The organism is Paenibacillus silviterrae (assembly GCF_030167925.1).
Classification (GTDB): Bacteria; Bacillota; Bacilli; order Paenibacillales; family NBRC-103111; genus Paenibacillus_G; species Paenibacillus_G silviterrae.
This window is the reverse complement of record NZ_JASKUT010000001.1, coordinates 3,958,044-3,980,312: the sequence shown is the minus strand read 5'-3', so window position 1 is coordinate 3,980,312 and position 22,269 is coordinate 3,958,044. Positions and strand designations below refer to the sequence as shown.

The following is a 22,269-nucleotide window of genomic DNA, read 5'->3' as shown; positions in this document are numbered from 1 at the left end:
GAATGATCTTGGTTCTCCGTTCCGTTGTGCTACGCACAAAGTCACTCCAAACTCAAGACATTCTCACTAGCAGCTAAAAGATTGTTCATCTCGCATTCGCTCGATAAACCATCGTATAGATGTTTCGACATTTTGCTTTGTTTCGATATCCAGTTTTCAAGGAACAAGATCTTTTGTCACAAATTGCGACAAAAACAATCTTACCATACCGACAGTCATGATGCAAGTGGTAGGTTATGGTGGAGCCAAGCGGGATCGAACCGCTGACCTCCTGCTTGCAAGGCAGGCGCTCTCCCAGCTGAGCTATGGCCCCAAGGAAATATTAACTTATATGGTGGGCCCTAGTGGACTCGAACCACCGACCTCACCCTTATCAGGGGTGCGCTCTAACCAGCTGAGCTAAGGGCCCGTATGCAGTAAAATACTCACAAGAAAAGCCCACCCTTGGTGGGCTTTCTCATGTGCTTGGCGACGTTCTACTCTCCCAGGACCCTTCGGTCCAAGTACCATCGACGCTGGAAGGCTTAACGGTCGTGTTCGGTATGGGTACGCGTGGTTCCCTTCCGCCATCATCACCAAACGATTTACTTGAAAGGCATTGCACCTTTCAAAACTGAACAACGAGGAGAGTGAGTTCGCTGCAACTGTTACATCGTTGAACGATGTCAGTTGTCAGCTATTATGTCCGATGGCCTGCAGCCATCATGGACTCCATAGAAAGGAGGTGATCCAGCCGCACCTTCCGATACGGCTACCTTGTTACGACTTCACCCCAATCATCTACCCCACCTTCGGCGGCTGGCTCCTTGCGGTTACCCCACCGACTTCGGGTGTTGTAAACTCTCGTGGTGTGACGGGCGGTGTGTACAAGACCCGGGAACGTATTCACCGCGGCATGCTGATCCGCGATTACTAGCAATTCCGACTTCATGCAGGCGAGTTGCAGCCTGCAATCCGAACTGAGACCGGCTTCTAAGGATTCGCTCCGGATCGCTCCTTCGCTGCCCGTTGTACCGGCCATTGTAGTACGTGTGTAGCCCAGGGTCATAAGGGCATGATGATTTGACGTCATCCCCACCTTCCTCCGGTTTGTCACCGGCAGTCACTTCAGAGTGCCCAACTTAATGCTGGCAACTGAAATCAAGGGTTGCGCTCGTTGCGGGACTTAACCCAACATCTCACGACACGAGCTGACGACAACCATGCACCACCTGTCTCCTCTGTCCCGAAGGCCTACGATATCTCTACCGTATTCAGAGGGATGTCAAGACCTGGTAAGGTTCTTCGCGTTGCTTCGAATTAAACCACATACTCCACTGCTTGTGCGGGTCCCGTCAATTCCTTTGAGTTTCACTCTTGCGAGCGTACTCCCCAGCGGAGTGCTTACTGTGTTTACTTCGGCACCAAGGGTATCGAAACCCCTAACACCTAGCACTCATCGTTTACGGCGTGGACTACAGGGTATCTAATCCTGTTTGCTCCCCACGCTTTCGCGCCTCAGCGTCAGTTACAGTCCCAGAAAGTCGCCTTCGCCACTGGTGTTCCTCCACATCTCTACGCATTTCACCGCTACACGTGGAATTCCACTTTCCTCTCCTGCACTCAAGTCTCCCAGTTTTCAGTGCGAACCAGGGTTGAGCCCTGGGCTTAAACACCAAACTTAAAAGACCGCCTGCGCGCGCTTTACGCCCAATAATTCCGGACAACGCTTGCCCCCTACGTATTACCGCGGCTGCTGGCACGTAGTTAGCCGGGGCTTTCTTCTCAGGTACCGTCATTTCCAGGACAGTTACTCCCCGGAACGTTCTTCCCTGGCAACAGAGCTTTACGATCCGAAAACCTTCATCACTCACGCGGCGTTGCTCCGTCAGACTTTCGTCCATTGCGGAAGATTCCCTACTGCTGCCTCCCGTAGGAGTCTGGGCCGTGTCTCAGTCCCAGTGTGGCCGATCACCCTCTCAGGTCGGCTACGCATCGTCGCCTTGGTGAGCCGTTACCTCACCAACTAGCTAATGCGCCGCAGGCCCATCTGTAAGCCACAGCTTGCGCCGTGTTTCCAAGCTCCACCATGCGGAGAAGCCATCTATCCGGTCTTAGCTACCGTTTCCGGTAGTTATCCCAGTCTTACAGGCAGGTTGCCTACGTGTTACTCACCCGTCCGCCGCTAGGGTCCGAAGACCCTCGCTCGACTTGCATGTATTAGGCACGCCGCCAGCGTTCGTCCTGAGCCAGGATCAAACTCTCCAATAAAGTAAAGTTCGACTTGCTCATTCAAAGCTAGCACGAATCCGAAGATTCGTTTTATTTTCACTCTCTCGTTGTTCAGTTTTCAAAGGGCAATGTTATCAGCCGTTTCAGCGGCGACTTGATTAATATAACACATTTGCCTAACCCAATGCAAGTTCTTTTTTTATCCAGTCAGCCGAAACTCTTGTCATCTCTAACGTCCTAGAAAAAGAAAAATCCTCGCCACCGGAGCAGCGAAGATTAATTTATCATAAACCATTGGAAGAGTCAAGCTGTAAGGATGAGAATCTCTACTGAAGCACTTCCTGAATATAAAGGCTCCTCTCGAGTGTGAGGTTAATAATTTTTCCGTTTACATTGACCCATGGTCTCGTAGGATTGGCTCGATCGGAGAATACAATCTCTCCAATCCGGTTATCGTTCAGCTTCACCAGTGTTCCATTATGGAAGGAGGTCACCTTAGCGATAAACGTCTGAATTAATGCGGGATCCATCTTGCCGAACGCTTCGTTAAAGAGCTGCTCCAAAACCAAGTACGGAGAAGTACCTTTTTTGTGGAAGCGGTCTGTCGTCATCGCATGGAACATATCCGTGATCGCAATGATCTTGGAATACGGATGAATCTTATCTCCGCGGATCCCGAGCGGGTAGCCGCTGCCGTCTTCCCGTTCATGATGCTGCAGCGCGCTAAGCTTCACCCCTTCATTGATAGCCGGTACGGATTTGAGAATATTGTACCCGATGACGGTATGCTTCTTCATATCCTCAGTCTCCTCCAGGCTAAGCTTAGAAGGCTTAAACAGGATATTGGGATCTACCTTGGCATTGCCTATATCGTGCAAGAGTCCGCCTAAAGCAATCGGCATTAAATCCTTGGAGGGCACGTTGTGCCATTTAGCCAGGTAGTACGAGGTTAGACTCACCATAATGCTGTTGTGATAAATAAAGTCGCGGAGCTGAAAGCTTCTCGGGTTAAAGGTTAAAATATTATACGAGTCAATGTACTGAATCAACGATTCTAGCGTAGTTCGAATCTCTAGGATCGGCAGGTTGGCTCCGCCGGCATCCGCTATGGTAAATACTTTTTTCAACAAATGGAGCATTTTTTCATAGTGTTCAAAGAAGGGAAGAATGCTCTTGGAGGCATCCTCTACCGGCTCTTGATTTGCCGCCGCCTCTTCCGGCTTCGATTCAATCGTTACAGATGGAATGAGAAACGCCCGAAGGACCTCCAAATCCCGCTCGCTAATCACCCGACCCTTAGTAAACAAAACATTATCGAATTTGGTGATGACATTCTCTACAATTTTCTCTCCGGCCTTTACCTGGGAAACGGGAATAGTCCTCATGTTATCCCTCACCTGTCCTTAACTTAGCTTGCATTAACTATAGGGGTTCTTCCGCCCGATTAGTCATACTTAAGACCTATATTCTTGTATTATAAACGAAAAAGAATGGGGATGTAAGCCCCCATTCTTCATGGTTTACTTCTTTTCTTTATTCTGTTTCTGTTTCTGTAGTGCTTTCAGACTCGCTGCCTTCCAGCTCTTCCTCATCGGAATCCGGTTCCTCGCTTTTGTCTACACGAGCCAAAGTCGAAACTTCGTCTTCATCTTTGATATTGATGAGTTTAACGCCCTGCGTATTGCGTCCCATGAGCGAGATCCCGGACATGCTTGTCCGAATTACGGTTCCCATCGCCGTAATAATCATCAGGTCCTCGTCATCGTTAACAATCTTAAGGCCGACAACGGTGCCGTTCTTAGGAGTGACATTGAGCGTCTTGATCCCTTTACCGCCGCGGGACTGAAGGCGGTACTCGGAAATCGGCGTACGTTTACCGAATCCCTTGGAGGTTACGATCAGCACGCTGTTATCCGGATGAACGACATCCATGTCGATTACGGCATCCTCATCGGACAGGTCGATCCCTTTCACCCCTGTAGCCGCACGGCCCATCGGACGCACTTCCTCTTCAGGGAATTGGATCGAGATGCCTTCCTTCGTACCCATAATAATCGACTGATGGCCATCCGTAAGACGAACGCTGATCAGGTCATCATCCTCGCGAAGCGATAGAGCAATCAATCCGCCTTTGCGAATATTCGAATAGTCCTCCAGCGGAGTTTTCTTGACGATCCCTTTCTTGGTTGCGAAGAATAGGTACTTATCGTCCTCGAAATTTTCTACCGGAATCACGGCATTGATCGTTTCACCTTGTTCAATCTGAATCAGATTGATAATCGGTGTTCCCCGAGCCGTCCGGCTGAGATCCGGAATCTCGTAAGCCTTGAGACGGTAGGCCTTCCCTTTGTTCGTGAAGAACATTAGGTAATGGTGCGTGTTGGTCACGAACAAATGCTCAACGAAGTCGTTGTCCTTCGTGTCCATCCCTATGACACCCTTGCCTCCGCGCTTCTGGCTGCGGTAGGTGGATACCGGCAAACGTTTAATATATCCCGTATGGGTAATCGTAATGACGACATCGCTCTGAGGAATCAGATCCTCATCCTCGATGCTTTCGCCGCCGAAAGTGATCTCGGAGCGGCGTTCATCGCCGAACTTATCCTTGATTTCATTCAGTTCTGTACTGATGATGTCGAGAACAAGCTTCTCATCGGCTAGGATCGCTTTGTATTCCGCAATTTTCTTTAACAGCTCTGCGTATTCCTCTTCAATCTTGTCGCGCTCCAAACCGGTCAGGCGCTGTAAGCGCATATCGAGAATTGCCTGGGCTTGGTCATAGCTTAAGGTGAAGCGCTCCATCAAGCCGTCGCGTGCTTCCTCCGTCGTTCGGGAAGCGCGAATCAGCGCGATAACCTCATCCAGGTGGTCCAGCGCAATACGCAAGCCCTCCAGGATGTGTGCTCGGGCCTCAGCCTTCTTCAGCTCGAATTCGGTCCGTCTGCGGATAACGACCTTCTGGTGCTCAAGATAGTGATAGAGCATTTCCTTCAGGTTCAACACCTTCGGCTCGCCATTGACAAGCGCCAGCATAATGATCCCGAAGTTAGACTGCATTGCCGTCTGCTTGTAGAGATTATTGAGCACGACATTCGGATTCACATCGCGGCGAAGCTCAATGACAATCCGCATCCCGTTACGGTCGGACTCGTCACGCAGATCTGTGATGCCGTCGATTTTCTTCTCTCGCACCAGCTCGGCAATCTTCTCAATCAGTCGGGCTTTGTTCACTTGGTAAGGCAGTTCGTACACGATGATACGCGCCTTGTTATTGTTCTCTTCAATCGTAGCCTTAGCGCGCATAGTTACGGAGCCGCGGCCGGTTGCATAAGCTTGCTTAATGCCTTCCCTTCCCAGAATGAACCCGCCCGTAGGGAAGTCTGGACCCTTGATCGACTGCATGAGGTCAAGTGGAGCAACGTCCGGGTTCTCGATCAGCTGCTGAACCCCGTTAATGACTTCGGTTAAGTTATGAGGAGGAATGTTCGTTGCCATCCCTACCGCAATCCCCGACAATCCGTTTACCAGCAGGTTCGGAAAACGCGCTGGCAGAACGACGGGCTCTTGTTCTTCGCCGTCATAGTTAGGTGCAAAATCAATCGTATCCTTGTTAATGTCGCGAAGCAGCTCCATCGCAATCTTGGAAAGTCTGGCTTCGGTATAACGCATCGCCGCAGCCATATCGCCATCTATCGAACCAAAGTTCCCGTGACCGTCGACAAGCATATAGCGAAGCGAGAAATCCTGCGCCATCCGCACCATCGTTTCGTACACGGCAGAGTCCCCGTGAGGATGGTATTTACCGATGACTTCGCCGACGATCCTCGCCGATTTCTTATAGGGCTTGTCCGGGGACATCCCCAGCTCTGACATGGCATAAAGAATACGGCGGTGAACCGGCTTCAATCCGTCACGTACATCCGGCAAAGCACGGCTGACGATGATACTCATGGCATAATCCATAAAGGACGTGCGCATCTCCGAGCCGATATCGATTTCTTTTACTTGCGAACGCGGTTCTTCTGACATGGTTACCTCCTTCAAGCTTTCGTAAGCTAGCACTACTACGCAATGAAAACGATAAATCTCTATGAGTACAGACGTAAACGCACGAAACTGCCGGTGAAAGATAGATGGCTATCCCACCAGCAGATGTCTGCGTCGTCATTCCAGCTTTTAAATGTCCAAGTTCTTTACGTACTTCGCATGCTCTTGAATAAAATCACGACGTGGCTCTACGGCATCGCCCATTAACGTATCGAACAGGTCGTCAGCCAGCTTCGCATCCTCGATCGTTACTTGCAGCAGCGTACGGCTCTCCGGATCCATCGTTGTCTCCCACAGCTGGGACGGATTCATCTCTCCAAGACCCTTGTAGCGCTGGACATTGACTTTGGAGCCCTCGCCGAACTCCGCCATAATCGCTTCTCTCTGCTTATCGTTATAAGCATATCGAATCGTTTTGTTACGCTCCAGCTTGTAGAGCGGCGGCTGCGCGATATAGACATAGCCGTACTCGATCAGCTTGCGCATGTAGCGGTAGAAGAACGTGAGCAGCAAGGTCCTGATATGAGCACCGTCTACGTCCGCATCGGTCATGATAATGATCTTGTGGTAGCGCGCCTTCGAAATATCGAAATCATCCGCAATGCCCGTACCCAGGGCTGTGATGATGGCGCGAATCTCCGCATTGGACAAAATTTTGTCCAAACGGGCTTTTTCTACGTTCAGAATCTTACCGCGCAGCGGGAGAATCGCTTGAAAATGCCGGTCGCGTCCTTGCTTGGCTGATCCGCCTGCGGAATCACCCTCAACGATATACACCTCACTGATCGAGGCATCCTTGGAGGAACAGTCAGCCAGCTTACCAGGGAGGGAGCTTACTTCGAGCGCGCTCTTGCGGCGCGTCAGCTCACGAGCCTTTCTCGCTGCTTCACGGGCACGCTGGGCTTGCACACCCTTCTCCAAGATTTTCTTGGCAATTGCCGGGTTCTCATCCATGAATTCCTGCAGCTTCTCAGCAAACAGGGATTCGACGATACCTCGCACCTCGCTGTTGCCAAGCTTCGTCTTGGTCTGCCCTTCAAACTGCGGCTCCGGGATTTTCACGGATATGATCGCTGTCAAGCCTTCCCGTACGTCATCCCCGGATAGGTTCGAATCGCTGTCCTTAATGGCATTATGCTTACGGGCATAGTCGTTCAAAATACGGGTCAATGCGCTTTTAAAGCCCGATTCGTGCGTACCGCCCTCATGGGTATTGATGTTGTTGGCAAACGAATAAATGTTCTCTGTATAGGAATCGTTATATTGCAGGGCGATCTCCACTTGAATGTTATCCTTCATACCCTCCGTATAAATCGGCGGTTGGTGCACCGCTTCCCGATTCCGGTTCAAATATTCGACGAACGAGATAATCCCACCCTCATACAGGAAACTTTGGGACTGTTCCGTACGCTCATCCGTCAGAATGATCTCGATGCCCTTGTTCAGAAAGGCAAGCTCGCGAATGCGCCCTTGTAGCGTATCGTAGTCGTATTCCGTGGTCTCCGTAAAAATTTCCTCGTCCGGCCAGAAGGTAACGGTTGTCCCTGTTTCATCCGTTTCGCCGATCACCTTGACGTCGTATTGCGGAACACCACAGTGATACTCCTGCTGATAGATCTTGCCTTTAAGCTTTACCTGTACGACGAGCTTCTTGGATAGCGCGTTAACAACAGACACACCTACGCCGTGCAGACCTCCGGATACCTTATAGCCTTCGCCGCCAAACTTTCCGCCTGCGTGGAGTACGGTAAGCACGACTTCCAAAGTAGACTTCTTCAGCTTCGGATTCTCGCCGACAGGAATGCCCCGGCCATTATCGACAACCGTAATGCTGTTGTCCTTATGGACTGTGACTTGAATTTTGGTACAATAGCCGGCTAGCGCCTCGTCGATACTGTTATCTACTACTTCCCACACCAGATGATGAAGACCGCGGGCGCTCGTGGAACCAATGTACATCCCCGGACGTTTTCGAACGGCTTCCAGGCCTTCCAACACCTGAATCTGACTTTCATCATATGTCGCAGCATTAGGATTGACAGACATCTTGACACCTACTTTTCTTGATCAATCTAGTTTGTTAACAGCTGATGGGCTCGTTTCTTCAGAGTCATGGAGGAGATGGGAGAATAATAGACCTTCGTCTGCGTTACGACGAGCGACTTGCTTTCCTCCTCGCCGATGACTTCCACCCGCTTTTCTTTATTGGCATACGTGATAAATTGCTTCGAGACTTTAGAGGATTTTTCGATAGATAAGTCAAAAATAGCGACAAGCTCTGAAGCGCGAATAATCTTTTCTCCGCCCAAGTGGATGAACATCCCGTTCAGCTCCTTACCCGTCAGACGATCTATGATAAAAGCTACGCTCGTACAAGTCCGGGCGTAAGCCTTGGTGAACCATTACACGATACTGCCGCTCTTTACATGAATGACTGAGGCGCTCTCCAGCTTGGAAAGATCGATCCCCTCAATGCCGGTTGTCGTGATGAAGGTTTGTACCTTGTTCTGAAACGTCTCGATTAACTGCGTCTGGCGGAAGCGGTCCAGCTCCGACAAGACGTCGTCAAGAAGCAGCAGAGGGTATTCCCCGACCTCCTCATTGATAAGCTCGATCTCCGCCAGCTTCAAAGACAATGCCGTTGTCCGCTGCTGTCCCTGGGAGCCGAAGGTTTGCACTTCTTTCTCATCAATGAAAAAGCGCAGGTCATCGCGATGCGGGCCGACAAGGGTGACGCCGCGGCGCAATTCCTGATCCTTCACCTGTGTTAACTTTATCATAAATTGGTCCAATAAAACAGCTTCATCTTCCGTCTGCGCGGCCGGCAGAGAACTTTCGTAAGCGATTCGAAGCGTTTCTTGTCCGTTCGTAATGCCGCTATGAATCTTTTCCGCCCAAGTTTGCAGCTTCTTAATAAAGCTTTGACGCTTTTTCATAATTTTAACACCAAACTGCGCTAATTGTTCATTCCATACCTCAAGAAGGGGGGCTTTGCCGCCGGGAGAAGCGTACAGCTGCTTTAAATAATTGTTTCGCTGCAGCAGGATTTTGTTGTACTGCGTCAGGTCGTAGAGATAGGCAGGGTGCACCTGGCCGATCTCCATATCGAGAAACCGGCGGCGTACACCCGGGGAACCCTTCACGATCTCCAGATCCTCCGGAGCGAACATGACGACATTCATGGTACCGATGAAGTTGCTTAATTTTCTCTGCTCGAGACCGTTGATCTTGGCCTTCTTCCCTTGCCGGGTAATGGACAGATCCAGTTGAACGTTCCCGTAGCGCTTCACAACTTCAGCATGCAGCAGCGTATGGGGGGCATCCCACTGGATAAGCTCCTTATCTTGATGGGTGCGATGGGATTTGGTTAGCGCCATGACGAAGATGGACTCCAGCAAATTCGTTTTCCCTTGCGCGTTAGGTCCGACGATAATGTTTACCTGGTGGTCCGTTGAGAATTCCACATGTTGATAATTGCGGTAATGCTGCAGGGACAGCCTCTTCAGATGCATTATTTGCGCACCACTTGAAATTGTCCACAGCCTTCGACCTGGATGACATCCTGATCTCTCAGCTTGCGTCCGCGGCGGTTGTCGGCTTCCCCGTTAATGATGACCTCGTTTTCCTGTAAAAAAGGCTTCGCCATGCCGCCTGTGGAAATGCAGTCAGCCAGCTTCAAAAACTGCCCTAGGGTGATGTACTCCGTATCGATTTCCACCTTTTTCATGTTGGCATCCGCCCTTCCATCAGTTTGTCGTGCGATATGGCAGGATCAGCTGCAGCAGGCTCGACTCCTCATCCGGACGGATAATGATCGGCTGCATGGCGCCCGTAAATCCGATTTGGACCTGCGCGCTGTCCATGACCTTCAGTGCATCAAGCATATATTTGGAGTTGAACGAAATACGGAGCAGCTCTCCGTTCAAGCGCGACACGACCAATTCCTCCGTTACCTTCCCAAGCTCGGAGGAGCTGGAAGAGACCTCTATGGACTGGTCATCCCGCATAACAAGCTTCACGATATTCGTCTTCTCCTCGCGGGAGAGTACGTATGCTCTATCGATCGCATCGGCCAACTCCTGGGTGCCTACGGCGAGCTCCGTTTGGAACGACTGCGGAATCAGCTTAGAGGTATCCGGGTACGTGCCGTCCAGAATCCGTGTATAGAAAAGAATCGAGCTCATCTTGAAAAGCACCTGATTATCCGCGAATACCACGTCAATCAAGGTATTCTGGTCAGGCAAAATTTTGGAAAGCTCGTTCATCGTCTTCCCTGAAATGGAAATGTTGTTAAGCGAAAAATCCGCATCTACATCGATGTTCGTCTCCCGGCTGGCAAGGCGATGCCGGTCGCACGCGGTAAATTTCAGCTTTCCGTCGGAGATCGTCCACAAAATACCAGTCAAAATCGGCGTTGCTTCATTCGTCGATACGGCGAAGGCCGTTTGTTTGATCATCGTTTTCAAAAGGTCGCTCGGAATTTGGACACGGCGGTTCTCTTCAATCCCCGGCATGATCGGATATTCCTCCGGATCGAGACCCATCAGCTGGATCTCCGCCGAACCCGAGCGAATAATCGTTTGAAAATGATCCTTCACTTCGATCTCAATTTGCTGCGCAGGCAGCTTACGAATGATTTCAACGAAAAATTTAGAAGGGAGAACGACGCTGCCTGATTGCTTCAGCTCGATCACGCGAATATCGTTCTTCTCCATAGGAATAAAGCTTTGGATTGAAATGTCCGTATCGCTGGCGGTTAATGTCATCCCTGTGGTGTCTGCATCTATTTTGATTCCGCTCAAAATGGGAATTGTCGTTTTGCTCGTAATCGCTTTGGAAACATGCGAAATGGATTCATTCAAAAATTCCTTCAGTACGGTTAATTTCATACTTTCACTCCTACTGGTTCTAAAATGGACAGACCTCGCATATATATCTACATAATACCTTTTTTTATTTAGTAATAGTAGTAGGGGGCCGGGATATGTGGATATGTGCATGAAACGCGCAGAAAGAAAGCCTATCCACATGTGAATAGTTTGTGCATAGGCTCCCCTTTATGCAGATGTAGATGGCCGCTCGTTTCGGCCGCTACATCGTCACGTTTTTAATTTTTTCGGTGATATTTTGTAAAATTTTAAATAATTCCTGATCGTTCTTTAACGCTACGGAAATCTTCTCATGAGCATGGATCACGGTCGTATGATCTCGTCCTCCGAAGGCCTCGCCGATCTTAGGAAGAGAGAAGTCCGTCATCTCTCTTGCCAAATACATGGCGATTTGTCTCGGATAGGCAACGGATTTGGTTCGTTTCCTCGCTTTGAAATCCTCAATCTTCAATCCGTAGAACTCCCCGACCTTCTGCTGGATATCCTGAATCGTAATGACCCTCGGACGGCTGCTTGGAATAATATCCTTCAGCGCTTCAGCTGCCAAATGCGAGGTGATGTCTTCATTGATCAGCGAAGAATAAGCCACAACTCGAATCAAAGCGCCTTCGAGCTCACGAATGTTCGAATCGATCTGATTGGCTATGTAGACCATCGCCTCATTCGGAATATCAAGGTTCTCGGCCTTAGCCTTCTTGCGCAGGATGGCGATCCGCGTCTCCAGATCCGGCGGCTGAATATCCGTAATTAAGCCCCATTCGAAGCGCGATCTGAGCCGTTCCTCCAATGTCGGTATTTCTTTCGGCGGCCGGTCACTGGAAATAATGATCTGCTTCCGTTCTTCATGCAGCGCATTGAAGGTATGGAAAAATTCCTCCTGCGTTTGTTCTTTTCCGGCCAGGAACTGAATATCATCAATGAGCAGGATATCGATGTTGCGGTATTTGTTGCGGAAGCTTTCCCCGCGATTGTCGCGGATGGCATTGATAAACTCGTTGGTGAATTTCTCGGAAGAAATATAGAGCACCTTCGCACTAGGATTATGCTCTAGCACATAGTGACCGATCGCATGCATCAAGTGCGTTTTCCCAAGCCCAACGCCTCCATAAAGAAAGAGCGGATTATACGCTTTGGCCGGCGCCTCGGCGACAGCAAGCGACGCTGCATGAGCGAACCGGTTGCCGGATCCGATGACGAAGGTATCAAATGTATATTTTGGGTTCATCATATGACTAAAGGGTTCTTCGCCCGCTGCGGGAGCAGCAGCTTGCTTGGCCGGCTTGGAGGGCTGGGGGGCGGGAGCCGATGAGGTCTCTTCCTTCTCATCTTCCGACTCTATAATAAAGCGCAGCTCCACCTGCTTGCCGTTATACTCGAGAATCGCATCTCTAATGAGCTTCGTGTAGCGGTTCTCCAGCCATTCTCTTGCGAAATTGTTGGGGGTGCAGATGACGACCGTCGTATCGGTGAACCGGGCCGCCCTTGTGGAAGTAAGCCACGTTTCGTAGCTTGGTTTGCTCACCCTTTTTTGAATAATGGATAGTACCTGCTGCCACTGGTCGTTAGGATGGCTTTCCACAATCTATTCACTCCTTCAGAAAAATAACCGGTGTGGCGGAACCCGTGACCTTGTAGAATAAAACGGAAACTTGTCGATAAGTATCCACAATATGCAGAAACTTGGGGAAAATTCTATTCAGAGGGTCGGAAAATTGTTCACAAAGATATCCACAGGCTGTTGATAAAGCTGTTGACGAATTTCGATATCCACAAACGAAAACATACTCATAATAACAAAAAAGACCCTGCTCCGCAACGGAAGTTTTGGATTTATCCACAAACCCCATAGATTGTGCCCATAACTTATCAACAACACAAGATATTGTTTATAATCTGTTCACAGTTCGACAGAATCGGCGAAGTTTTGCCGTTTTTTTATTCACAGGCGATTTTGTCGATTTCCGCTTCTAGCATTTACCGTTTGTGGATAGCCGTTTTGCCCGCCTGCAGCGTTGACTTTTGCCTCTCAAGATGGTTTAATGTTAGAAGGTATTTTGGGGACCCAAGGACTCACAATGTAGATCGAATCCCTATAGGAGGTGCAATAGATGAGACCGACATTTCAACCGAATGTAAGGAAGCGCAGCAAGAATCATGGCTTCCGTAAGAGAATGAGCACGAAGAACGGCCGCAAGGTTTTGGCTGCTCGTCGTCTTAAAGGCAGAAAAGTACTGAGCGCGTAAAATGAAAAGACCACATCAGGTGGTCTTTTTTGCTTATTATGGGCAAAATCGTTTAAAATCTCATGGAAACGTGCAGGATAGGTAAGGATTTGCCGGATTCTGAAGGATATTGGAGCGTATGATCCGTGGATAAGAGTAATCGTTTAACGAAAAGGGAGTATTTCGACAAGGTATACCGTTATGGCAAATCGGCGGCCAATCATCAGTTTGTACTTTATTATATGCCGCAGCCTGCCCAGGACACGTTTCGACTTGGGGTTTCGGTCAGCAAGAAGCTGGGGAATGCGGTCGTCCGCAATCGGATCCGCCGGGTGATGAAGGAGATTGTGCGACTGAATGCCGATCGCTTTCCTGCCGGATATGACTTGATTGTCATTGCCCGGAAGCCGGTCGTGGAGATGTCTTATCAGGAGCTCGAGAAAAGTATGCTGCACGTCCTGAAACGGGCGTCGCTGCTCGTACGTACTCCTTCTATAAAGACGAAAGAATAATTTTCTTTAGTGTGCCAGATATGATATAGTTGATAATTGGAAAAGACTCTTTTTTTTCCGCAGCTTATATTTGTAGCGAATGCTTAGGAGGAACTCATTTTGACGCGTCGATTTGCAAAATATGTGCCGCTTTTCTCATTGCTATTACTGCTTGCGGGTTGTAGTCCGGCGCTTACGCCGATCGATCCGAACAGCGGTGTGTGGGACAAGTATTTCGTCCATCCTTTGTCCGTCTCTATGGACTGGTTCGCCGATCTCCTCTGGGGGGAATACGGGTTAGCGATTCTCGCGGTAACCATCATTATCCGTCTTATTATTCTTCCATTAACGCTGAAGCAATATAAGAGCTCCAAACGGATGCAGGAAGTTCAGCCGGAGCTGAAGAAGATTAAGGAGAAATACAAGGACGACGCGAAGAAGCAGCAGGAAGAGACGATGAAGCTGTTCCAGAAGGAAGGCGTGAATCCGCTTGCCGGCTGTTTACCGCTCGTTGTTCAGATGCCGATTCTGATTGCTCTGTATAATGCCATTATGCGTAATCAGCATATCGGGGAGCATTCTTTCCTTTGGATGCAGCTCGGTACGAAGGATCCTTATTATATTTTGCCGCTGCTTGCAGCACTCACAACATTCCTTCAACAGAGAATGATGTCGTCCCAGATGAATCCGCAAATGCAAAGCCTGATGTTTATATTCCCGGTGCTGATCTTCGTGATGGCCATGAACTTCGCTTCTGCGCTTCCGCTTTACTGGGTATACAGCAATATCTTCACGATCGTTCAAACTTATTTTATCTACGGACCTCAAAATAAGGGTGGCTTGACGAAATGAAGAAAATCGTGGTGACGGGTAAAACGATTGAGGATGCGGTTCAAAACGGCCTCCAGCAATGGAACGTTACCGAAGAACGAGTGAAACGGGTGGTGCTGGAACAGCCGAGCAAGGGATTGTTCGGACTGTTCGGCGTTAAAGAGGCGAAGGTGGAGCTGGAGCTGATTCCCGATCCGATGGAGGAGGTTCATGCTTTTCTCCAGGATGTATTCCGGACGATGAATTTGCAGGTGCGCATCGATCAAAAGAAAACGAGAGACGGCATCGAGCTTCATCTTCACGGATCGGAGCTCGGCATGCTGATCGGCAGGCGAGGACAAACGCTCGATGCGCTGCAGTATCTGGTGAACATTGTCGCGAACCGATATTCCGATCATCATATGCGCATCCTACTGGATGCAGAGCAGTTCCGAGAGCGTCGAAAGAAGACGTTGGCCGAACTGGCGGATCGTCTTGCCGACCGGGTCATTCGTACGAAGAAGGAAGTTGTTTTGGAACCGATGTCACCGCAAGAGCGCAAAGTGATTCATTCCCAGCTTCAAAACCACGCCAAGGTACGAACCTTCAGCCGAGGGGACGAGCCGAACCGCAGAGTCGTTATCGTATTACGCTGAAACCACCGCAATGATGTCATGATGTTTATGACTCATTGCGTTTTTTCTTAATTATGAACGTCTACGAAAGAGAAGAGGAAGGTATTTGTGATGATTGAGGATACGATAGCTGCCATTGCCACGCCCATGGGAGAAGGCGGAATTGCTGTCATCCGGGTGAGCGGCGATGAGGCGGTAGCGATAAGCGATAGAGTATATCGGGGCAAGACGAAGCTTACGGACATGGAATCGCATACGGTGCGGTACGGCTTCATTCATAATCCGAAAACCGGGGAACGGGTGGAAGAGGTACTGGTTACGGTAATGAGGGCTCCCAAAACCTTTACCCGCGAGGATGTAGTGGAGATCAGCTGCCATGGCGGGTTTGTTTCCGTCAAGAAGGTGCTGGATCTGCTGCTGGAGCAAGGAGCGCGGATTGCGGAGCCGGGAGAATTCACGAAGCGGGCTTTCCTGAACGGGCGAATAGACCTGTCTCAGGCTGAAGCGGTTATCGATTTAATCCGTGCGAAGTCGGACCGTGCCTTCAAGGTGGCCTTGAAGCAATCGGAAGGCAGTCTGTCTCGTCAAATTAAAGTGCTTCGGCATCAGCTCGTAGAGCTTATGGCCCATATTGAAGTGAACATCGATTATCCGGAGCATGACGTCGAAGAGATGACGAATGCTTTTATTAAGGATAAATGCACAAATGCACTAGCTGAAATCGATCGGTTGCTGGTGACGGCGCAGCAGGGTAAAATTTTACGTGAGGGCATCACAACGGCGATCGTAGGCCGCCCGAATGTAGGGAAGTCCTCCTTAATGAACACTCTTGCTCAAGAGGAGAAGGCCATTGTCACTGAGATTGCCGGTACCACACGGGATGTCATTGAGGAGTATGTGCACGTCAACGGAATTCCGCTGAAGCTGTTGGATACGGCGGGTATTCGGGAAACGACAGACTTGGTCGAACAGATTGGCGTCGAGCGTTCCAGGAACGCTTTGTCGGAGGCGGATCTCATTCTCTTCGTAGTAAACGGAGCGGAGCCGCTCCAGCAGGGTGAACATGAATTGATCGAGCAGCTGCGTGAGCGTCAGGTCATCGTAATTGTCAATAAGTTAGATTTACCGCAGGAAATTGAAGTGAATTACCTGGTAGAAGTGTTTGGCGATGAACGGGTCGTTCGGATGTCCCTCCTGGAGAATCAGGGGATTACCGATCTCGAGAAGGCGATAGCCAGCATCTTCTTCAGCGGTCAGCTGGAGTCGGGGGACCTAACATATGTAAGTAATGTACGCCATATTCACTTGTTAAAGCAGGCGCATAGCGCTTTATCCGAGGCTTATGAAGCAGCGGAAAGCTTCGTGCCGATTGATATGATCCAAATTGATATACGCAACGCTTGGGAGCAGCTAGGCGAAATTATTGGAGATTCAGTTAGCGATTCGTTGATTGATCAAATCTTTTCACAATTTTGTTTGGGTAAATAAACGTTTGTCATTTTGTTAGGGGGTAAGTGGAAAAATGGGATACTCAGCGGGACAATATGATGTGATTGTCATCGGTGCGGGACACGCCGGATGTGAGTCGGCGTTAGCCGCGGCGAGGATGGGCTGTGAGACGCTGCTGCTGACGATTAACCTGGATATGGTAGCCTTCATGCCATGTAATCCTTCGGTAGGGGGACCGGCCAAGGGTCATGTGGTGAGGGAGATTGACGCGCTTGGTGGGGAGATGGGGCGCAACATCGATAAAACGTATATTCAAATGAGAATGCTGAACACAGGGAAGGGGCCGGCGGTTCATGCGCTTCGTGCCCAGGCGGATAAGTTCCTTTATCAACATACGATGAAAGAGACGATTGAAAAGCAGGAGCATCTGACGCTGCGCCAAGGTCTTGTAGAAGAGCTAATCGTAGAGGAAGGGGTTTGCAGAGGGGTTGTAACGAAAACCGGAGCTACCTACTATGCAAAAGCGGTGGTACTGACTACGGGTACTTACTTGCGCGGGAAAATTATTATGGGCGAGCTGATGTACGAGAGCGGCCCGAATAACCAGCAGCCGGCGGTGAAATTGTCGGAGAGCTTGCGCAAGCATGGTCTGGAGCTTGTGCGCTTCAAGACAGGTACACCTCCGCGCGTCCACCAGGACTCCATTGATTTCTCCAAAACGGAAATTCAACCTGGGGATGAAAAGCCGAAATTCTTCTCATTCGAAACGACGCAAGAGGTGCCGAATCAACTGCCGTGCTGGCTGACTTATACATCGGAGCAAACGCATAAGATCATTAATGATAACCTGCATCGGGCGCCTATGTTCTCCGGTGCGATCGAGGGAACGGGGCCGCGCTATTGTCCCTCCATCGAAGATAAAATTGTACGCTTCGCCGATAAGCCGAAGCACCAAATTTTCTTGGAGCCGGAAGGCCGGAACACAAAGGAATATTACGTCCAAGGCTTATCGACGAGTATGCCGGAGGATGTGCAGCTGCAAATTTTACGTTCCGTTCCAGGTTTGGAAAAAGTTGAAATGATGCGTACCGGCTATGCCATTGAATATGATGCGGTAATACCGACACAGTTGAAGCCTTCGTTAGAGACGAAGGTAGTGGACGGTTTGTTTACTGCAGGCCAGATCAACGGAACCTCCGGTTATGAGGAGGCGGCCGGACAGGGCATTATGGCGGGAATCAATGCCGCGCTTAAGGTGCAAGGAAAAGAAGCGGTGATTCTTGATCGCTCGGAGGCCTACATCGGGGTATTAATTGATGATTTGGTGACGAAGGGTACGAATGAGCCTTATCGATTGCTTACTTCGCGTGCTGAATATCGACTGCTGCTTCGTCATGACAATGCAGATCTTCGTCTAACTCCGATCGGTTATGAAATCGGTCTGATTACAGAGGAGCGTTACGGCCGATTCCAAGAGAAGGTTCGCAAGGTGGAAGAGGAGAAGGAGCGCTTGAAATCGGTCAAGGTCAAGCCGGTGGAGGCCCAGCCGCTGCTTGCTTCATTAGGCAGTGCAGAGCTAGTGAACTCGGTGGATCTACTCACTCTGCTGCGTCGACCTGAGGTGCTGTTGGAGCATATCCATCAGATTTCTCCCGCACCGTATGAGATGACGGAAGAAGAGAAGGAGCAAGTAGAAATTCAAGTGAAGTACACCGGATATATTGAAAAGCAGCTGGCTCATGTAGAAAAGCTTCGTAAGATGGAGCAAAAGAAAATTCCGGATGACATTATATATGAGGATATCCATGGGATTTCTACGGAAGCGAAGCAAAAGCTGGCAAAGATCCGTCCGATCTCCATCGGGCAAGCATCTCGGATATCCGGCGTTACACCTGCGGACATCTCGATTCTTCTTGTTCATCTGGAGCATTACAACAAGGTGCTTGCTACAAGAGGTACAGTGTAGATGAAGATGGATGCGGTTCAAGCCCAATTCGTTGAACTTCTCACAGCAAGGGGCATTACCCTTTCGGAGACACAGCTGGAGCAATTTGAGATCTATTATCGAGAGCTAGTCGATTGGAACGAGCGGATGAATCTAACGGGGATTACGGAGAGGGAGCAGGTATACGTCAAGCATTTCTACGACTCATTATCTGCCGCGTTCTTTGTGAATATGGATGGAGTGGAGCGTCTGGCCGACATCGGTTCGGGCGCCGGCTTCCCAAGTCTGCCGCTTAAGATTGCTTTTCCTCACATTAAAGTGACGATTGTAGATTCATTAAATAAGCGAATTCAATTCCTTAAGCATGTTGTTGACGCAATGGGCGTGCAGGGAGTGGAGTGCGTACATGGTCGTGCTGAGGATGTTGCCAGGCAAGCGGCTCACCGGGACCAATATGATATGGTTACGGCCCGTGCGGTTGCCCGAATGGCTGTACTAAATGAATTCTGTCTTCCTTTTGTAACTCCTCACGGGCGCTTCGTGGCCATGAAAGGCAGTGAGGTGGATGAGGAACTGAAGGAAGCGGAATTCAGCTTTAAAGAGCTCCGTGCGAAACACCAGTACACGCATCGATTCCAGCTGCCTGTTGAGGATTCAACACGCCATATTATTATTATTGAAAAGACGGGTGCTACTCCGGCGAAATATCCACGCAAAGCGGGAACCCCTTTAAAGTCGCCGCTGGTAAAATAGTGTTCCACGTGGAACATATTACATGTGTTTTTGTGAAGAACTCCAAGAATGTTTTTCTTTCCTAGGTTCGGCAGGAATTTTCACGTTCTTGGAGAATTATATATGTTAGTCGATCGAATCGCCTCGGATACCGCGTTAACTTGTCTAACGACGACGTATTCGGGCGTTTTTCATCGTAGTTAAGATATTTATATTTCTTGGCAAAAAGATCGGGTGGTTATCAGGATGAAGGAACAAATCTCAAAGTTGTTCGGTTTTTCGGAAAAAACGTCAACAGATGCAGCAGACGAAGTGAAGAATGTTCCTGTCAATGACATCGTGCCAAGTCCTTATCAGCCAAGGACTATTTTTGACGACGAACGCATTGAAGAATTGTGTCAGACGATAAAAACACATGGCGTCATTCAGCCGATTGTAGTACGAGTGCGTAATCAGCAATTTGAGTTGATTGCGGGAGAACGTCGTCTGCGGGCGGTCAAAAAGCTGGGATATGACACCATACCGGCCATTATTCGTGATTTCAATGATTCACAAGCTGCTTCGATTGCTCTTATCGAAAACCTTCAGCGTGAAAATTTAACAGCGTTAGAAGAAGCTATTGCTTATCAGCAATTAATCGATATGCATAGCTTAACGCAAGAAAGTCTCGCGCAACGTTTAGGAAAGAGTCAGTCTACGATTGCCAACAAGATTCGGTTGCTGCATTTAAGTGATCCGGTCAAATTGGCCTTGATGGAACGGAAAATAACGGAACGCCATGCTCGAGCGTTGTTGGCACTTGACCAAGAAGAGCTTCAGGTGAAAGTACTGGAAGACATTATATCGAAAGAATTGAATGTAAAACAGACGGAAGCCAGAATCGCTCTGTTGAAAGAAGCGATCAAAGCCAAGAGTAAGCCGAAACGAATCTCCTATTCGAAGGATGTACGGTTGGCCTTAAACACCATTCGCCAGTCCGTGGATATGGTATCTTCCTCCGGTCTTCCTATTAATACGGTGGAACAAGATTACGAGGATCATTATGAGATTGTAATTCGGATTCCGAAGCGATAAAATGAATAAAGAGTTTCTTGTTGTAATAGACGACATTAGCCTCGAAAGAGGCTTTTCTTTTCGTCTTTTGTCTATGAAGCTAGCAGAAGAAGTATTCAGTTTTAATATGAGGTGAATGTTTTGTCTAAAACCATCGCCATAACGAACCAAAAGGGCGGAGTTGGGAAAACCACGACATCTGTGAATTTGGGCGCGTCACTGGCATCTCTAGGTAAACGAGTGCTGTTAGTTGATATCGATCCGCAAGGAAATACGACTAGCGGCATCGGTGTCAATAAAGCCGACGTGAATTATTGTATCTATGACGTATTAATCAATGATGTTCATCCTAAGGATGCGATGGTAGAAACGGCGATTCCGAATTTAAAGATTATTCCTGCAACCATTCAATTGGCGGGTGCGGAGATCGAACTGGTACCTACCATTTCTCGGGAAGTCAGGCTGAAGAAATCTCTTCAGCTCGTGAAGAACCAATTCGACTATATCTTGATCGACTGTCCTCCGTCGTTAGGCATCCTTACTGTCAACTCGTTGACAGCCGCAGATTCCGTAATTATTCCAATCCAATGTGAGTATTATGCTCTAGAAGGCTTGAGTCAGCTGTTGAACACGGTGCGGTTGGTTCAGAAGCATTTGAATACCACTCTTCAAATCGAAGGCGTGCTATTAACCATGTTTGATGCACGCACGAATCTTGGAATGCAAGTCATTGAAGAAGTGAAGAAGTATTTCCAACAGAAGGTTTACCAAACCATTATTCCTCGGAATGTCAGACTAAGTGAAGCGCCCAGCCACGGGCAATCGATCATCACTTATGATCCTCGCTCTAAAGGTGCAGAAGTGTATCTGGAGCTGGCAAAGGAAGTGATCTCACTGTGAGTAAGGGGTTAGGGAAAGGCTTAGGTAAGGGCTTAGATGCACTCTTGCCGGCACTTAGCATTAATGAAGACGATAAAGTCGTCGAAATTCCGCTATCGCAGCTTAGAGCCAATCCGTATCAGCCAAGACGTCATTTCGATGAAGAATCCATTCAAGAGTTGGCAACTTCGATCAAAGAGCATGGTGTCATTCAACCGATTATCGTTCGAAGCGTGCTGAAGGGCTACGAAATCATAGCCGGGGAAAGGCGGTATCGTGCTTCCCAGGTCTGTAACCTTCCAACGATACCAGCTGTCGTTAAAAAGTTTACCGATCAACAAGTAATGGAAATTGCCTTGATCGAGAACATTCAGCGTGAAGATCTTAATGCCATGGAAGTGGCGGCGGCTTATCAAGCGTTAATCGATCAATTTTCTTTAACTCAAGAAGAGCTTTCCGTTAAGGTGGGAAAGAGCCGATCGCATATTGCGAATTTCTTGAGACTGCTCCAGTTACCGGAGGAAGTGAAGCAATATGTTTCACGTGGAACATTGTCGATGGGTCATGCCAAAGCAATTGCCGGTTTGAAGGATAAAAAGCTGATTCGGGCATTGGCTGAAACGGCGATTCGCGAAGAGTGGAGCGTTCGTCAGCTGGAGGAAGAAGTGAAGAAGCTCGAAACGCTGCAGGACATGAAGAAAATCAAACCGAAAGCGGTGCGCAAGGATCCTTACATTAATCAGCTGGAAGAATCTCTGAGAGAAGTGTATCGAACTACAGTGAAAATAAAGCACAGCAATAATAAAGGAAAGATCGAGCTTTTATATTATTCCAAAGACGACTTGGATCGGTTATTGGAGCTTCTGCAAGGAAAAACATCGTAATATAAGATAGCATACCTGGATG

Annotated in this window: 18 protein-coding genes, 2 tRNA genes and 2 rRNA genes; 10 read left to right on the top strand and 12 right to left on the bottom strand. The window is 48.9% G+C overall.

Annotated elements, in window-relative coordinates; translation table 11 throughout:
- Positions 1-237 precede the first annotated feature (237 nt).
- From QMO62_RS18335 to dnaA, 12 genes are all read right to left on the bottom strand, one after another.
- Positions 238-313: transfer RNA gene (locus QMO62_RS18335), tRNA-Ala, on the bottom strand.
- A 19-nt stretch (positions 314-332) separates the two neighbouring features.
- Positions 333-409, bottom strand: a tRNA-Ile gene (locus QMO62_RS18330).
- Positions 410-463: 54 nt separating this feature from the next.
- Positions 464-580 (bottom strand): 5S ribosomal RNA (gene rrf, locus QMO62_RS18325).
- 137 nt (positions 581-717) lie between these two features.
- Positions 718-2,250 (bottom strand): 16S ribosomal RNA (locus QMO62_RS18320).
- 287 nt (positions 2,251-2,537) lie between these two features.
- A complete protein-coding gene (locus QMO62_RS18315) occupies positions 2,538-3,596 on the bottom strand; it encodes an HD-GYP domain-containing protein (RefSeq protein ID WP_284643061.1) in 1,059 nt (352 codons plus the stop codon).
- A 148-nt stretch (positions 3,597-3,744) separates the two neighbouring features.
- A complete protein-coding gene (gene gyrA / locus QMO62_RS18310; RefSeq protein WP_284643059.1) occupies positions 3,745-6,240 on the bottom strand; it encodes a DNA gyrase subunit A in 2,496 nt (831 codons plus the stop codon).
- 147 nt (positions 6,241-6,387) lie between these two features.
- Complete coding sequence (gene gyrB / locus QMO62_RS18305; RefSeq protein ID WP_284643057.1) at positions 6,388-8,304, bottom strand: DNA topoisomerase (ATP-hydrolyzing) subunit B; 1,917 nt, start codon at positions 8,302-8,304, stop codon at positions 6,388-6,390.
- Between the two features lie 26 nt (positions 8,305-8,330).
- Complete coding sequence (gene remB, locus QMO62_RS18300) at positions 8,331-8,579, bottom strand: extracellular matrix regulator RemB (protein ID WP_284643055.1); 249 nt, start codon at positions 8,577-8,579, stop codon at positions 8,331-8,333.
- Positions 8,580-8,660: 81 nt separating this feature from the next.
- A complete protein-coding gene (gene recF / locus QMO62_RS18295; protein WP_284643053.1) occupies positions 8,661-9,770 on the bottom strand; it encodes a DNA replication/repair protein RecF in 1,110 nt (369 codons plus the stop codon).
- Positions 9,770-9,985 (bottom strand): S4 domain-containing protein YaaA, encoded by a 216-nt coding sequence (gene yaaA / locus QMO62_RS18290; protein ID WP_284643051.1) that lies wholly within the window; start codon positions 9,983-9,985, stop codon positions 9,770-9,772. The genes recF and yaaA overlap by 1 nt, the downstream gene beginning before the upstream one ends.
- A 19-nt stretch (positions 9,986-10,004) precedes the next feature.
- Positions 10,005-11,147 (bottom strand): DNA polymerase III subunit beta, encoded by a 1,143-nt coding sequence (gene dnaN, locus QMO62_RS18285; RefSeq protein ID WP_284643049.1) that lies wholly within the window; start codon positions 11,145-11,147, stop codon positions 10,005-10,007.
- Positions 11,148-11,349: 202 nt separating this feature from the next.
- The gene (gene dnaA, locus QMO62_RS18280) at positions 11,350-12,726 is read right to left on the bottom strand and encodes a chromosomal replication initiator protein DnaA (RefSeq protein WP_284643047.1); all 1,377 of its coding nucleotides are present in this window, start codon (positions 12,724-12,726) and stop codon (positions 11,350-11,352) included.
- Between the two features lie 529 nt (positions 12,727-13,255).
- Between dnaA and rpmH the strand changes: the two genes are divergently transcribed.
- From rpmH to QMO62_RS18230, 10 genes are all read left to right on the top strand, one after another.
- Positions 13,256-13,390, top strand: coding sequence for a 50S ribosomal protein L34 (gene rpmH, locus QMO62_RS18275; RefSeq protein ID WP_284643045.1), 135 nt, complete (start codon positions 13,256-13,258; stop codon positions 13,388-13,390).
- Between the two features lie 125 nt (positions 13,391-13,515).
- A complete protein-coding gene (rnpA, locus tag QMO62_RS18270) occupies positions 13,516-13,881 on the top strand; it encodes a ribonuclease P protein component (protein ID WP_284643044.1) in 366 nt (121 codons plus the stop codon).
- 99 nt (positions 13,882-13,980) lie between these two features.
- Complete coding sequence (gene yidC / locus QMO62_RS18265) at positions 13,981-14,712, top strand: membrane protein insertase YidC (RefSeq protein WP_284643043.1); 732 nt, start codon at positions 13,981-13,983, stop codon at positions 14,710-14,712.
- Positions 14,709-15,326 carry an RNA-binding cell elongation regulator Jag/EloR gene (jag, locus tag QMO62_RS18260; RefSeq protein WP_284643041.1) on the top strand — a complete coding sequence of 206 codons (618 nt, stop codon included), beginning with the start codon at positions 14,709-14,711 and terminating at the stop codon, positions 15,324-15,326. Before yidC ends, jag begins: the two co-directional genes overlap by 4 nt.
- A 90-nt stretch (positions 15,327-15,416) precedes the next feature.
- The gene (mnmE, locus tag QMO62_RS18255) at positions 15,417-16,793 is read left to right on the top strand and encodes a tRNA uridine-5-carboxymethylaminomethyl(34) synthesis GTPase MnmE (protein WP_284644978.1); all 1,377 of its coding nucleotides are present in this window, start codon (positions 15,417-15,419) and stop codon (positions 16,791-16,793) included.
- Positions 16,794-16,827: 34 nt separating this feature from the next.
- A complete protein-coding gene (mnmG, locus tag QMO62_RS18250; protein WP_284643039.1) occupies positions 16,828-18,720 on the top strand; it encodes a tRNA uridine-5-carboxymethylaminomethyl(34) synthesis enzyme MnmG in 1,893 nt (630 codons plus the stop codon).
- A gap of 6 nt (positions 18,721-18,726) precedes the next feature.
- A complete protein-coding gene (rsmG, locus tag QMO62_RS18245) occupies positions 18,727-19,452 on the top strand; it encodes a 16S rRNA (guanine(527)-N(7))-methyltransferase RsmG (protein WP_284644977.1) in 726 nt (241 codons plus the stop codon).
- Between the two features lie 225 nt (positions 19,453-19,677).
- On the top strand, positions 19,678-20,505 hold the full coding sequence (gene noc, locus QMO62_RS18240) for a nucleoid occlusion protein (RefSeq protein WP_284643037.1): 828 nt from the start codon (positions 19,678-19,680) through the stop codon (positions 20,503-20,505).
- A 120-nt stretch (positions 20,506-20,625) separates the two neighbouring features.
- A complete protein-coding gene (locus tag QMO62_RS18235; protein ID WP_284643035.1) occupies positions 20,626-21,384 on the top strand; it encodes a ParA family protein in 759 nt (252 codons plus the stop codon).
- On the top strand, positions 21,381-22,247 hold the full coding sequence (locus QMO62_RS18230; RefSeq protein ID WP_284643033.1) for a ParB/RepB/Spo0J family partition protein: 867 nt from the start codon (positions 21,381-21,383) through the stop codon (positions 22,245-22,247). Before QMO62_RS18235 ends, QMO62_RS18230 begins: the two co-directional genes overlap by 4 nt.
- The last annotated feature ends 22 nt before the right edge of the window (positions 22,248-22,269 follow it).